Genomic DNA, 13,594 nt, shown 5'->3' on the forward strand with positions numbered 1-13,594 from the left:
CTCACTCCCTCAAAGAAGATTCCGTTCCTCGCCGTATTCCATTATAACCTTCTTCAATCTTCTAACTCCTTCTATTATGTCGTTTTTTGGAGGGAGACAGAAGGAGAGTCGCATCGAGTTCTTGCAAGTGTCATCCAGTGAAAAAGCGATTCCCGGTACGAAGAGAACGTTCTCGGATTTGCCCATTTCCAGCATTTCATCGGTGTTGAAGCCTTCCGGAAGGGTGAACCATATGAAGAGACCGCCATCGGGTCTGGTCCAGTGGAACCCTTCCATATCGCCGAAGTTCTTCTCGAGTTCTGCCAGCATCAGATCTTTCTTCTCTTTGTAAAGGGCTATGGTCGGTTTGATCTGTGCCATAATATCGTGTCTCTGAAGGTATCTGGCCGCGAGCCTTTGCGTGAGACTGGGCGTGCAGAGATCGGCCGCCTGTTTGGCCATGACCATCTTTCTAATGACATCGTGACTTCCGATCACCACTCCGAGTCTCAGACCGGGAGAGAGTATTTTACTGAAGGTTTTGAGAAGCAGAACCCTGTCTTTTCCACCGATTTTGAATACGGAATCTATGGCTTCGCCATCGTACCTGAGATCCCCGTAAGGATCGTCTTCGACTATCAGGACATCGTACTTTTCGGCTATTTCAACCAGTCGCTTTCTCTTGGCCAGAGACATCGTAACGCCGCCGGGGTTGTGGAAATTGGATATGACGTATATGAACTTGACCTTTCCGATATCTCCCCTGACCTTTATCTCTTCGAGGCTCTGTTCGAGTTCATCGAGATCCACGCCGTCTTCGGTGAGATTCATGTAAACGTACTGTCTGGATCTCAAAGAGAAGGTGCTGGCAGCTCCCAGATAGACTGGCTTGGAAACGAAATAGATGCTGTCCTCGTCCAAAAAAATCTTACTCACCAGATCCAGCGCACTCTGAGAACCTACGGTGATGAGAAGGTTGTCCAGTTCCAGACCTTCGATCCCGTTCTCTCTCTTGAGCAGGGAGATGTACTCCTCTTTGAGTATCGGGTCTCCCTCGGTAGATGCGTATTGCAGTGTATATCTGTATTCATTTTCCAGTATTTCTCTGGATATTTCGGCCATTTCGTGCCTTGGAAAGGTCTCCGGATCGGGAACTCCCCCTCCAAAGGAAATCATTCCGGGTTTGCCGGTGACTTTGAGCAACTCTCTTATGATGTTAGACTTCATCTTTTTGGCCATCTTGGAAAACTTGTCGGTCATTGTGGAACACCCCCTAATTTTTTTTGTTTTTTCGATTTATGTTTCAATGTGTTAAAAGCAAAAACATGCCAGACCATTCGCCAAATCAGGTCTGGCTTTTAAAGCGAATTATAGAAAATTAAACTTCAGAAAGGCCTGGGTTGTGCAAGTGTTTGCGTGCAGTCTTGTTCAACACTGCAAATCTCTGCACTTATGCACAGGAAGTGGATCAAAAACTGAAGAACCTTCCGTATCCAGCCTTAAAATTGAATCCCAGCTTCTCGCCGAACGATAGCAAGGATGAGAATAAAAACTCCTGTCTGCCATCGGGGCTGTAGTGTAGATTAAAACTCAGCAAGGCCTTTCTGGTGATCGGTTCGGCCAGTCTGTACCAGTCGTATTCGAAAGGTTCGCCGTAATAATTGTCGATCTTGTAAACGCCCGATCTAAGATACTCCAGGCGGATTTCGGTCAGCACCTTTTCCGTTTCGTACGAGAGCGCGAGAAGGTCCAGAGTCACGTCCGGGCCGTAAGGGAATCCGTAGAAGCCGTTCACGACCACGTACTGTCCACCCTCTATATCACCGGCGTTGAAGCGGATCGGATTGGTGTATTTTCCCTCTTCGAAGTCTCTGTTGTAGAGGTAGGGAGTGCTGTGGTAATGCTCGTACTTCAATTTCAGTCCTCCGGAGTTCTCGAAAACAGTCTTTTCGCGGAGTGTGAACTGACTGTCCCATAGAAGCGGACCGGAGTAATTCCCGCCATCGATAAAAGTGTATGTACCGCCGGCATACCAACCCAGAGAAGTGGGGTTTTTCGTTCTGTCTCCCGGTATAAGTATGTCGTCGGCGTACAGTAACCCGTACAGATCGAAACGGTCGAGATCCAGCTCCAGGAAAATACCGGCGTTCACATTTGAGTTCCTGGCGTAATTGTTGTGGAAGATGGTGAAGGGGCTGAGGTCTCTCAAGTCGGGAAAGGTTTTGCTGATCAGGTTGGTTTCGACCAGACCTAACCTCAGGAGTTCGTTGCTGAAGCCGAACGAGTGACCGATCAAAGTCTTAGGACTGTTATAGACCGATCTATCGGAAGAGATGAGGAAAAAGTTGTAGAAATATCTGCCGTAGGAGACCTCTGTGTTCAAATCGAACCACAGATGTTCGAAGTAAGGAACGGTTTCCGACAACACGAAGTTGTACGTGGCCGGCCCGAAGTGGAGCTTCCTCTTGCCTGCCGAAAGTCTGATCAGGGAGTTCTCGTATTCGGCCAGTCCGACCCTGGGCAGATCGGTGTCGATATAGAGAGAGTTCTTGTTTGGATCTAGTGGCAGGTTGGACCAGCCTTTACCCCGCAGGTAGGCCGAAAGATCCTGCCTGAAATCGAACCTCAAGAGCGCCCTGTAAGAGGGGCCGGATAATTCGATTCCGAAAGTCGCAAAAGCCGGGTATGTGAAGTAGTCGTACATATCGTACATAGTCGGCCGGTAGTCTCTATCGTGCGCCGGTAGATTGTTGAGCGAAAGCACCGGAAAGAAACTGATGAAGAATCCCGGGCCGGAAAAGGCGAAAACCGTCACTATCAAGAACATTAAGATCAGAAAGAGCCTCTTCATTTCGAACTACCTCCCATAAATTCCTGAGTTGGATTGATCGCAATTAATTAAGTCAACTTGACTCATCCATTAATTATCGCTTCGATATCCCTCATCACCCCGTCCAGATGGCCGGGGTTAGTCACAATATCGACTATTCTGGCATCGATCCTGTACACCGGAGAGCGGTTGTAACTCCCTATCCAGTCGGAGTAAAGCCTATCCAGCTGTTCCCAGTACGCGATCGGTACGGCCAGCTCCATTTCGCGCCCTCTTCTCCTGATGCGCGTGAGAATCGTGTCGATATCGGCGTCTATGTAAACCAGAAGGTCGGGATTCTTCAGATAGTCGATCATCGCATAGAACATGGTTGTATAGGCATCATATTCTCTCCGGGACATCTTTCCGGTTTCAAAGAGGTTGCGGGCGAAGATCTCGGCATCTTCATAGATGGAGCGATCGAAAACCATGTTTTCGTTGGCCTCCGCGTGTTTCAGTGAACAGTATCTGTGATAGAGAAAGTAAGTTTGCAGATGGTACGACCATCTCTTCTGATCGTAGTAAAAATCCTCCAGAAAGGGGTTGTCGGAAACGGATTCGAAATGGACTCCGTATCGCAATCTCTCGGCCACCGCTCCGGCAATCGTGGATTTTCCGGCACCGACATTCCCAGCAAAGACGATTATTCTTCCCAAAGTTTATCTCCTCCGGTCATCGCAAAGTGGATTGGCAAGACAAAACCGGCATGATTGCCCTACAACAGATTCTATCATCAATGACAAACAAAGAAAACAGCGGCAGATACAACTTCCATTTTTGAGAATACGGGTCGGCCGGTAGATTGTTCAGTACGATTGAATTGATGATGTTCAATAGATGGTCTTAACGGAAGCGTTGTTGTATAATCTCTTTAAGGAACTCCGGTTGAGTTCGCACAAAACACTGAGGAGGGATAGAGATGAAGAAACTGCTTTTGCTGTTTGTGGTTCTTGGACTGGCCGTGGCGCTTTTCTCAGAGCCTTTGATCGTATGGCCCGATAAGGCTCATGGAAAGCCCCTGGTGGCCGGGCTGCATTCCCCCGTGTACGGAGAGGCCAAACTGGACGTCTTTGGAAACATAACCGGCTGGACTGGGCCGAACCTTGGGCTGGGCTGGACCTGGAAAACCTATTTCAGTCCTCTCGAATTGCAGAAGGTCAATTTCTACTATGAATTTGGAACCAACCTCGTGATCTTCCCCTACATCGGTGCGGGATTCGATTATGCCCTGGTTCTCCAGAACAACCAGACTCTTCTACTTGGAGCAGGGATAGCCGCTTCACCGCTTCAGGTTCTGTCTGCGATTCTCGCTCCTACAACCATTCCCGCAAGCATAATCTCGGCGATAAAGTTGAGTGTAGCCGTCGTATTCTGAAAAATCTGAGCGCAACCGATATAATAGACCCCGAAAGGGGTCTTTTTTGTTGAGCGAAGATCTTTCTAGCAAACAAGAACATGATAGCGAAGTAAGATCGACAATCACCAAATACTCCATAATCCTGGGCATAGCCCTGGCGATTATACTTATTCTTCTCTCTACCAGGGGACGGGTGGAGAGCTTTGATCCGGAAAGCACGATCGGTACGATAGAGCGGACCGCGGAGCTCTTCATAAAAGAGAGATTGCTGGATGAGGGCGAAAGTCTGGAGAGGATTGAGATTGTCAAAGTCAATTACTCCACCGTTGAATGGGGTGAGTACACCTACGAAGCCACCATCCAGTACAGAACTCTTTCGGGAGAGGAAACACTTTTCACCGGCTGGAAGTATTCGGTGAAAAGTGACAGTCTCGATCTCCTTCTCTACTCCAGGGGAGACGGTCCACCGGTAGAACCGTAGCATTTTGAAGGCTATGGGCCTGTCAATTCGATCTTAGAGATGAACAAGAGATTGACTTAAGGCATGGAATGAGTGTAAAATCTAATTATGTTTGAGATGCTCTATAAATCCTTAAAAGGGGGTATTCACATGAAAAAGCTGCTTATTCTGGTTGCCGTGCTTATGGTTGCTTCGATCTTTGTTGCAGCTCCAAAGAACTTCATTCTCGGTCAGGGTCTCTACGGAGATGTGGTGTACGATATGATGGGCAACATCACCGGTTTCGAGGGAATGGACTTCTTCCTTTTCCAGGCGAGCACGTATTACGAGAAACCGCTCACACCAAACGAAGTTAACGCTTTTACGTTCGATGGAAAGTTCCTGTTCTTCATCCCCGTCTTCGGCAGAGGCTGGGAGTTTCTGCTGAGACCTGCGGAGAGTTTGATACTGAGCGCGGGCTTGAGCCTTCTGTACAATTTCCTGCCCGGTGTGTATTTGAATCTAACGATCCTTCTATAAGGCAAACTTTTACGGAAGAAGCGGTGAGAAATCACCGCTTCTTTTGTTTAATATACCTGTACCCGACTTATAGCCGGGAGATGACGTTCCCCGGTTGGCAGGTCTTCATGAGTTATTTAAATCGCCGTGGTAACATAGTGAACAAGTCTTGAGTTCGAGGTGATGATAATGAATACTATAAAAGAAGATGCGCGTTACATAATTGAGAGATCCATAGAGACCGTACTGCCGGAGAAGGCGGTTTTCAATTCCCTGGAGAGTCTGCACTTACCCGGAAAAACTTTCCTGCTGGCTATCGGGAAGGCCGCCTGGAGGATGGCTAAAGCGGCGAGGGAGAAGCTCGGGCAGTCTATTACGGCCGGTGTGATCATCACCAAGTACGGACACGTTGAAGGAGACATACCGGGAATCGATAGTTTTGAAGCCGGGCACCCTCTTCCTGACGAAAACACAATCGCCGCAACGACGAAAGCTCTGGAAATGATAAACGCCATCAACCCCGACAGTATATTGTTTCTGATCTCCGGGGGCGGTTCGGCTCTCTTCGAAAAGCCCGTGGAGGGAGTTACTCTGGATGATCTGGTGGATATAAACAACCGCTTATTGAGGTCGGGAGCGAACATCGTCGAGATCAACGCGGTTAGAAAGCGTCTATCGGTAGTAAAAGGCGGACGTTTCGCGAAGATGTTCGCTCAAACTACGATACATTCACTGGTACTCTCCGATGTTCTTGGAGATAGACTGGATTCGATCGCCTCCGGTCCGGCATACCCCGACAGCAGTACCTGCGAGGATGCGCTATCCACAATTGATAGGTACGGTCTGGTTCTCAGACCGGAACTCCGCGAGATCTTGAAAATCGAAACGCCGCATCTTTTAAGTAACGTTCAAACCAGAATCATAGGGAGTGTCGGCAGGGCCTGCGAAGCTGCCGGCGTCTTTGCCAAAGAGCTCGGTTACGAGCCCATGATATTGACCACAACGCTCGATTGCGAGGCCAGAGACGCGGGAAGCTTCCTGGCGGCGATAGCCCGAGAAGAGGTGTATGACCGGCCTTTGAAGAGACCGTGCGCGATAATCCTCGGGGGGGAGACAGTGGTCCCCGTCAGGGGAACGGGACTTGGCGGCAGGAATCAAGAACTGGCCCTTTCATTCGCGATCGCGTCGAACGGGCTGGACAACGTTGCTCTGGCCAGTGTCGGGACGGATGGGACGGATGGTCCAACCGACGCCGCAGGCGCGATAGTGGATGGTGGTAGTGCCAGAGAAATGATCGAGCGGGGAATAGATCCATACATCTACCTCCTGGACAACGACTCCTATCACGCGCTGGAAATGTCCGGTGAACTTCTCAAGACCGGCCCCACCGGAACTAACGTCAACGATCTGGTAGTTTTGCTTTGCCGGTGAGAAACAAGAAGATCATAAGCAGTCGTTTTCGTTCGCAACTGGTCTTACCGGGGGAATTATACTTCCATTCCGTTGTATTTCGACATGACTTTTTTGAAGTCGCCGGCCACGATTTCCCGCGCAGACTGAACGGCGAGATCTATCGCTTTGCTCACGGTTCTGTAATCCTCGTCTGAAAACTGCCCGAGCACGTAATCGATCATATCGCGGTTCTCCGGGAGAGGTCCCACGCCTATGCGGATTCGTGGAAAGTCCTTCGTTCCCAGTTCGGTGATTATCGATTTTAAGCCATTGTGTCCTCCGTCTGAGCCATTCTCCCTGATCCTTATCCTTCCCAGAGGGATCCAGATATCGTCATAGACTATCACGACCGTATCCTCCCGGGTGAGGTTAAGATCCGCGATCAGACTCTTCACCGCGATACCGCTGAGATTCATGAAGGTCAGTGGTTTCGCCAGATATATCTTGGGCTCTCCCTCCAGAAGATAGGCTTCGTAAATCTTCTTTTTGGAGGTCTTCCGGACTCCATTCCTCATCATCTCGTCCACGAAGAGAAAACCCACGTTATGTCTGGTGAAAACATAACGTGGGCCGGGATTTCCCAGACCTATAAAAAGGAACACTATTTATTCCTCTTCTTCCTCTTTCTTTCCCTTGTTTATAACTTCGGGTTCGGTACCCTCTTTTTCTTCCGGCGCTTCTTCTACTTCGGCTCCTCTGGCTGCCCTAGGAAGCTCTATAACAAGAACTGGCTCTTCACCGTCAGCCAGGGGCTTCATTCCTTCGGGAATCGGAAGATCTTTGACTCTCAGTATCTTGCCGACATCGAAAGAAGAGATATCGACATCTATCGATTCAACGATATCCTTTGGAAGCACAGAGACGGGAAGCTCGTTGATTATATGCTCAACGATTCCACCTTTTTCAATGCCGATCGGCTTTCCGCTCAGCCTTATCGGAATGTGAATCTCCATTCTGCGACCTTTGGACGGAGAGTAGAAATCCAGGTGTATAATCGCGTCGGTCACCTTGTTTCTTTGAACGGATTTCAGAAAGACATGGTGCTCTTTGCCATCCATGGAAAGGACGACGAAAGTTGTTTCAGCGATCTTGTTTATATGTCTGAGTACCTCGACTTTGTCGAGGCTTACAGAGAAAGTCTCCACTTCGGGTCCATAAACTACCGCCGGAATCCTTCCCTGATTCAGCAGGTTCTTTGCTCTGGTTTCTCCGCTGCGAATTTCGGCAACGAAATTTATCTCGTGCATTTGTTTCCCTCCTCTATCTGAACAGAATACTCACCGAGAGATTTTTCCTGACACGCGTCAAAGCCTCTGCCAGAAGAGGAGCTATAGACAACATCCTTATGTTTTCCGGCAGATCGTCGTGGTGAATCGTATCGGTTATGAAGACCTTCTCCAGTTCGGAACCGGCAATTATCTCTTTGGCCTCTCCCGACAGGACACCGTGAGTCGCACAGGCGAATATCCTCTGAGCGCCGTTGGATTTTAGCATCTTGGACGCTTCCACAAGTGAACGACCGGTGTCAATTATATCATCAAAGATTATGGCTGTCTTACCCTCCACCTCACCAATTATGTGCACCATCTCGGCCACGTTGTCCTTGGGTCTCCTCTTGTCGAGAATCGCCAGGGGAACACCCAGTTTGGCTGCGAACTTGCTGGCCCTTTTCACCCCGCCGATATCTGGTGAAACCACTACCGTTTCGTCTTTATTGAAAAAACGTCCGCTGAAGAACTTCGAAAAGACGGGGAAGGACCAAAGATTGTCCACGGGGATGTCGAAGAAACCCTGGATCTGTTCGGCATGAAGATCGATCGTTATTATCCTGCTGGCACCTGCGGTGGTGATGAGGTTGGCGACGAGTTTGGCCGTTATAGGGTCTCTTCCTCTGGCCTTTCTATCCTGACGGGCGTAACCGTAGTAGGGAATCACGACCGAGATCGAGTGAGCAGAGGCCCTTCTGAAGGCGTCTATCATGATCAGCAGCTCCATCAGGTTTTCGTTTGCCGGGCTGCAGGTAGATTGAATTACGAATATATCGTGACCTCTGACGGTTTCGTCGATCTTGAGGTTTATTTCACCATCCGAAAACCTCTTCGTGTGACAGTCTCCAAGGTGAACTCCAAGATAGTCGGCAATGCTCTTCGACAGAGCGAGATTGGCCGAACCCGCAAAGATCTTCATTTCATTCGTCTGATATGGCATCAGTCCTTCTCCTCTCTGTTCTTTTTATACTTACCCTCTTTGTTGATCTGTCTGGCCCTTCCGAGCGCCAGCGAGTACGGGGGGACATCGTCGGTTATGACCGAGCCCGCCGCCGTGACGGACCCTTCACCGATCTCGACCGGCGCAACCAGCGAGGAGTTACTCCCGATGAAGGCCCTGTCGCCGATACTGGTTTTGAATTTGTTCTTGCCGTCGTAGTTGCATGTGATCGTTCCAGCGCCTATATTGGCATCTTCACCTATGATAGTGTCGCCCAGATATGTGAGATGGTTGGCTTTCGATCGTTTGCCGAGGATCGATTTCTTGAGTTCCACGTAGTTGCCGACATGAGCCTGTTCCATGATCACCGCTCCCGGCCTCAGACGGGAATAAGGCCCAACCCTGGCTCCTTCCCTTACATCTGCTTCCAGTACTTCCGAGCGTACTATTTCGACATTGTCTGCAATTTTTGAATCCTGTATCCTTGTCATCGGTCCTATAAGACAGTTCTGACCGATCGTGGTCTTACCATAAATAAAGGTCATGGGTTCTACTACGCTGTCGATACCGATCTTCACTCCCGGCCCTATGTGTGTAGTTTCTGGATCGACTATCGTCACACCGGCTTCCATTAGAGTGTTGTTTATCCTCTTTCTGGCGATTCTCGCTACCTGTGCAAGCTGTGCCCTGTTGTTTATACCGAGAACCTCCTCGGCATCGGCTACAACCAAGGTGTCGGCTCTGCCGGCAATGCCGACCGTATCGGTCAGATAGTACTCCCCCTGGTCGTTGCTGTTCTTAAGGGTTACTATCGAGTTACTTATGAAAGCTCCCCGGAAGGCGTAAATGCCGGTGTTCACTTCCTTTATATTCCTGATCTCTTCGCTGGCATCTCTCTCTTCGACGATCTCAACCTTTCCGTCACGCTTCACAACCCTGCCATATCCGGAAGGATCAGGCGGAACCATCGTGAGAAAAAGCACGTCCAGATCGGCCTCTCTCCTCCTGCGGACCATCTCCCGAAGAGTCGAAGGCTTTATCAACGGTTCGTCTCCAGCCACAATCACGACATCGTCGTCGTCGAGAAAATCTTTGGCCATCATGACAGCGTGTCCGGTACCCAGTTGTTCATTCTGTCTGACGGTCAGTATATCGCTTTCCAGAAGCGATTCAATTATCTCCGCTCTGTAACCGGTTACGACCACCACCCTGTCGACTCCGGCCTCTTTCAGGGATGAGACCACCCAGTTAACCATCGGCCGATCGATAATCATATGTGCGACTTTCGGCAGGTTCGACCTCATTCTCTTGCCGAGACCTGCGGCAAGAACTATTCCAGTCACTCAATATCCCCCCTTGAGTTCAGATCGTCTGCGCTCTTTTCTTTCACTAGTATTCCCGCATAATTATATAGCAGCATAGTTAACATTCGATGGCCCGGTAAAATAAAAGTGTGACTCCGGAAGTCACACTCTGTACCGTTATTCGAGAAGTGCGGCCACTTCTTTTAGCTTCTCTATTATGGGTATTTTCTGCGGACAGAGCTCCTCGCATCTACCGCATTCGACACACATGGATGCTCTGTTCTCGGGTTTGAAGAAGTTGCTGTAAGACCTTCTCGCACCTTCCACATCGTCGAACATCGCGGCATCGTTGTAAACCTCAAAAGAATCGGGTATAGCCACGTTGTTGGGACAGGGCATGCAGTACCCGCAGGCGGTGCAATTGATCTTTATCCGGCTTATGTATATTTCTCTGACCCTGGTTATAAGGGAGAGTTCCTGAGAGGTCAATGAATTTGGAAGGGCCGCGCCTGCTATCTCCAGATTCTGCTCCACTTGTTCCATGCTCGACATACCGCTTAGCACAACCCCGACAGCCGGATCGTTCCACACCCATCTTAGTGCCCACTCGACGGGCGATCTCTTCTGTGGAGCCAAATCCCATATCTTCCGCACATCTGCGGGGATACGCCTGACGAGTTTACCGCCCCTGAGAGGCTCCATTACTATAACACCCATCTCCCTTTTGGCCGCGTAGTTGAGCCCATCGGTTCCGGCCTGGTAGTCGGTGTCGAGAAAGTTGTACTGTATCTGGCAGAACTCCCAGTCGTACGCATCGACGATCTTCTTGAAAGTCTCCAGCGTATCGTGAAAGGAAAACCCGATGTGCTTTATTCTACCGCTCCTTTTTGCCCTGTCCATGAAGTCGAAGACGTTGTTCTTCACAAGGTTGTCCCAGAATCTGCCGTTCAGGGCGTGAAGTAGGTAGAAGTCTATAACATCTGTCTGGAGTCTCTTGAGCTGCTCGTTGAGATAGTGATCCATGTCTTCGTGACTCTTTATGAGCCAGCTGGGAAGCTTCGTGGCAAGATTCACCTTTTCCCTGTACCCGTCTTTGAGGGCTTCGCCTACGAACGGCTCGCTCTGGCCGTTGTGGTAACCCCAGGCCGTATCGACATAATCGACCCCGTTATCTATGGCGTGTCTCAACATACGCGTCGCTTCGGGTATATCTATGCCGCTGTCGAGCGTGGGCAACCTCATACATCCGAACCCCAGGGCAGATACCTTTTCTCCGGTCTTTCCCATTTCTCTGCGAACCATTTTATACCTCCGGAAGAATATAGAAGATTCTTGAAAGCCACATTATATTCTACAATATCTGCCCCGGATTTTCGACCCGATTTATGATCAACTCCTAGAGAGCGTCGTAGATTCTTTTTTCACCCTCCAGCTCCCTTAGAGGAGCGATATCCTGTGTCACTTCGAGCGTTCCTATGTACCTTTTCTGTGAATCCCTGAGGGCTATGTATTTTATGTATACCATTTTTGGGCCGAGGTTGAGCCAGAAGTCTGCGACATCACGTTGGCCGGCTTTGAAATCGGCGAGGATTTTGTTGACGACGTTCACGCTTTTTTGCGGATGGCAGTTCTGAACTTTCCGTCCTATGACCGCACGCGTTCTCACAAAGATCCTGTCCGGTCCTTCACTGAAGAAACGAACAGTGTCGTCGCCGTCCACAAAGGTTATGTCGAAGGGTAAAGAGCTCATCATCGCTCTGAGCTGCTCGAAAGTCAGGTAGCCACTACCCAGGTTCAAAAGGCCTTCCCTACTGGAGGCTTCCATTTTCGATTCCGAAAGTGAGAATTCCACAGGCATCGGTCGATATGCGAAATAGCCTATCCCGTCGAACTGTATCCTGATGTCGCGCCACTCTTCCAGTGAGAGCAGTTTCAAAGCCGAGGGGAAGAGTATTTTGTGCTCTTTGAAGATGTGATTGGAAAAGATCTCCCCGATACCTATCGAAAGATCGAAAACCTTTGCCGGTTCGACTGTGCCGTCGTCTATCATCTCTCTCAGCTTTTTGCGCAATCCACGAACCTCATCGTGTTCCTTCCACATGATCGCGGGCGGCTGTACCAGTCCGTGCTTTTCCAGATAGGGAAAGAGTACGTTCTCCTCCTTGAGGAAATATTTCTCTACCTCGTCCATGTAGTCGAGCAGATTGGCTATGGCCTGGACGTCGCTCTGCGTTAGATCTCCGTTTCTTATACGGCCTGCTCGATCGCGCAGTTCTTTCGACCTGTTGAGGATGTCTCTATGTTCCTCGACCAGTATGTGGAGAGGGTGCCACGGCTCAACGTCGATCTCATCTTCACTGAGCGCCTCTTTGAAAACATCCAGGTGAATGTTGCACATGAGCTGGATACTCTCTGCGGGCATACCCTCGTTGACGAGTTCCTGCTCGATCTTTGCAATCTCTATAGGAGTCATTTCCCTGACGACTCTCATGAAATCCTCTTTCACTTTCTCGAGGTTTTCCGGATCATCGTGTATTCTCTTTATAAGATTCTTGAGAAAATCTTCCCTGTTGAACAGTTCGCTCATTTTCACACCTCCGTCTTCTAAATCAGATGATACTTCAGCGTGAAAGAGAGGTCAGTAACATATGTTACCTCAACGGTCGATTATCTGGCCGTGTACCCGCCGTCAACCATCAGCGACTCCCCGTGTATGAATGATGCCTCGTCGCTGGCTAGAAAGAGCACGACACTGGTAACTTCTCTGGGTTCTCCGAACCTACCGACCGGATGGAGGGCCACCATCATCTCGTAGGCCGGCGAGGTTTGGCCCATACCGGCCGCTTCCAGCAGGGGGGTCTTGATGAAGGCCGGGTTGATCGAGTTTATTCTGATATTCCTGCTGGCGTATTCGAGCGCCGCCGCTTTTGTCAGTCCAACCACGCCGTGTTTGGAGGCCGTATATGCCGAAGCGTTGCTGAAGCCGACTTTTCCGAGAATCGAAGAGTTGTTTATTATGGCTCCTCCACTCTGCTTAAGCATCTGTTCGACTTCGTATTTCATAGAGTAAAAGACCCCGCTCAGGTTTATGGAGATTATTCTTTCCCATGTATCAACGGGATACTCGGCTACCGAAACGGAAGGGCCGCTTATGCCTGCGTTGTTGAAGGCTATGTCGAGCCTTCCGAATTTCTCGACGATTGTTTTAACGACTTTTTCCGTCTCTTCGGCGCTGGAAACATCGTGCTTCAAAAAGATCGCCCTGCCGCCATGGCCGTTTATCTTTTCTACGAGTCCTCTACCCTTCTCCTCATCGATATCGGTGACAACCACCGTCGCACCTTCATGCGCGAAGGCTTCAGCCGCATCGGCACCTATTCCGGAACCTCCACCCGTAACCATCGCAACTTTTCCTTCGAACCTTTTCATAGTTATTCCTCCTTTCTCTCACGATATCCGATGTTATT

Annotated in this window: 14 protein-coding genes; 4 read left to right on the forward strand and 10 right to left on the reverse strand. The window is 49.6% G+C overall.

The features are described 5' to 3' along the window. Positions 1 to 9: 9 nt before the first annotated feature. The 3 genes from PKX57_RS02780 to PKX57_RS02790 all read right to left on the reverse strand — a co-directional run bounded on the left by PKX57_RS02780 (position 10) and on the right by PKX57_RS02790 (position 3,504). Complete coding sequence (locus PKX57_RS02780; protein WP_213920483.1) at positions 10 to 1,239, reverse strand: aminotransferase class I/II-fold pyridoxal phosphate-dependent enzyme; 1,230 nt, start codon at positions 1,237 to 1,239, stop codon at positions 10 to 12. 208 nt (positions 1,240 to 1,447) lie between these two features. After that, the gene (locus tag PKX57_RS02785; RefSeq protein WP_213920482.1) at positions 1,448 to 2,830 is read right to left on the reverse strand and encodes a hypothetical protein; all 1,383 of its coding nucleotides are present in this window, start codon (positions 2,828 to 2,830) and stop codon (positions 1,448 to 1,450) included. A 62-nt stretch (positions 2,831 to 2,892) separates the two neighbouring features. After that, complete coding sequence (locus tag PKX57_RS02790; RefSeq protein WP_213920481.1) at positions 2,893 to 3,504, reverse strand: deoxynucleoside kinase; 612 nt, start codon at positions 3,502 to 3,504, stop codon at positions 2,893 to 2,895. Between the two features lie 263 nt (positions 3,505 to 3,767). Between PKX57_RS02790 and PKX57_RS02795 the strand changes: the two genes are divergently transcribed. The 4 genes from PKX57_RS02795 (at position 3,768) to PKX57_RS02810 (ending at position 6,594) form a co-directional block, all read left to right on the forward strand. After that, a complete protein-coding gene (locus PKX57_RS02795) occupies positions 3,768 to 4,223 on the forward strand; it encodes a hypothetical protein (protein ID WP_213920480.1) in 456 nt (151 codons plus the stop codon). Positions 4,224 to 4,272: 49 nt separating this feature from the next. Further along, positions 4,273 to 4,686 (forward strand): hypothetical protein, encoded by a 414-nt coding sequence (locus PKX57_RS02800; protein WP_470745831.1) that lies wholly within the window; start codon positions 4,273 to 4,275, stop codon positions 4,684 to 4,686. A 129-nt stretch (positions 4,687 to 4,815) separates the two neighbouring features. Next, entirely contained in the window at positions 4,816 to 5,184 is a 369-nt protein-coding gene (locus PKX57_RS02805; RefSeq protein WP_213920478.1) for a hypothetical protein, read from the forward strand. A gap of 168 nt (positions 5,185 to 5,352) precedes the next feature. Then, positions 5,353 to 6,594: a DUF4147 domain-containing protein gene (locus tag PKX57_RS02810; protein ID WP_214047909.1), complete on the forward strand. Its 1,242-nt coding sequence runs from the start codon at positions 5,353 to 5,355 to the stop codon at positions 6,592 to 6,594. 56 nt (positions 6,595 to 6,650) lie between these two features. On the opposite strand, the gene pth is transcribed toward PKX57_RS02810, so the two are convergent. The 7 genes from pth to PKX57_RS02845 form a co-directional block, all read right to left on the reverse strand. Continuing rightward, a complete protein-coding gene (pth, locus tag PKX57_RS02815) occupies positions 6,651 to 7,217 on the reverse strand; it encodes an aminoacyl-tRNA hydrolase (protein WP_213920476.1) in 567 nt (188 codons plus the stop codon). Between the two features lie 3 nt (positions 7,218 to 7,220). Continuing rightward, positions 7,221 to 7,862 carry a 50S ribosomal protein L25 gene (locus PKX57_RS02820; protein WP_213920475.1) on the reverse strand — a complete coding sequence of 214 codons (642 nt, stop codon included), beginning with the start codon at positions 7,860 to 7,862 and terminating at the stop codon, positions 7,221 to 7,223. A 13-nt stretch (positions 7,863 to 7,875) separates the two neighbouring features. After that, positions 7,876 to 8,823, reverse strand: a complete 948-nt coding sequence (locus tag PKX57_RS02825; protein WP_213920474.1) for a ribose-phosphate diphosphokinase — start codon at positions 8,821 to 8,823, stop codon at positions 7,876 to 7,878. Next, positions 8,823 to 10,166, reverse strand: a complete 1,344-nt coding sequence (glmU, locus tag PKX57_RS02830) for a bifunctional UDP-N-acetylglucosamine diphosphorylase/glucosamine-1-phosphate N-acetyltransferase GlmU (protein ID WP_214047907.1) — start codon at positions 10,164 to 10,166, stop codon at positions 8,823 to 8,825. The genes PKX57_RS02825 and glmU overlap by 1 nt, the downstream gene beginning before the upstream one ends. A gap of 138 nt (positions 10,167 to 10,304) precedes the next feature. Then, entirely contained in the window at positions 10,305 to 11,429 is a 1,125-nt protein-coding gene (locus tag PKX57_RS02835) for an aldo/keto reductase (protein ID WP_470745832.1), read from the reverse strand. A gap of 94 nt (positions 11,430 to 11,523) precedes the next feature. Beyond that, positions 11,524 to 12,714 carry a DUF438 domain-containing protein gene (locus PKX57_RS02840; RefSeq protein ID WP_470745833.1) on the reverse strand — a complete coding sequence of 397 codons (1,191 nt, stop codon included), beginning with the start codon at positions 12,712 to 12,714 and terminating at the stop codon, positions 11,524 to 11,526. Positions 12,715 to 12,794: 80 nt separating this feature from the next. After that, the gene (locus PKX57_RS02845; RefSeq protein ID WP_214048732.1) at positions 12,795 to 13,556 is read right to left on the reverse strand and encodes a glucose 1-dehydrogenase; all 762 of its coding nucleotides are present in this window, start codon (positions 13,554 to 13,556) and stop codon (positions 12,795 to 12,797) included. Positions 13,557 to 13,594 lie beyond the last annotated feature (38 nt).

Origin of the sequence: Mesotoga sp. (genome assembly GCF_035363035.1) — a bacterium.
GTDB lineage: Bacteria > Thermotogota > Thermotogae > Petrotogales > Kosmotogaceae > Mesotoga.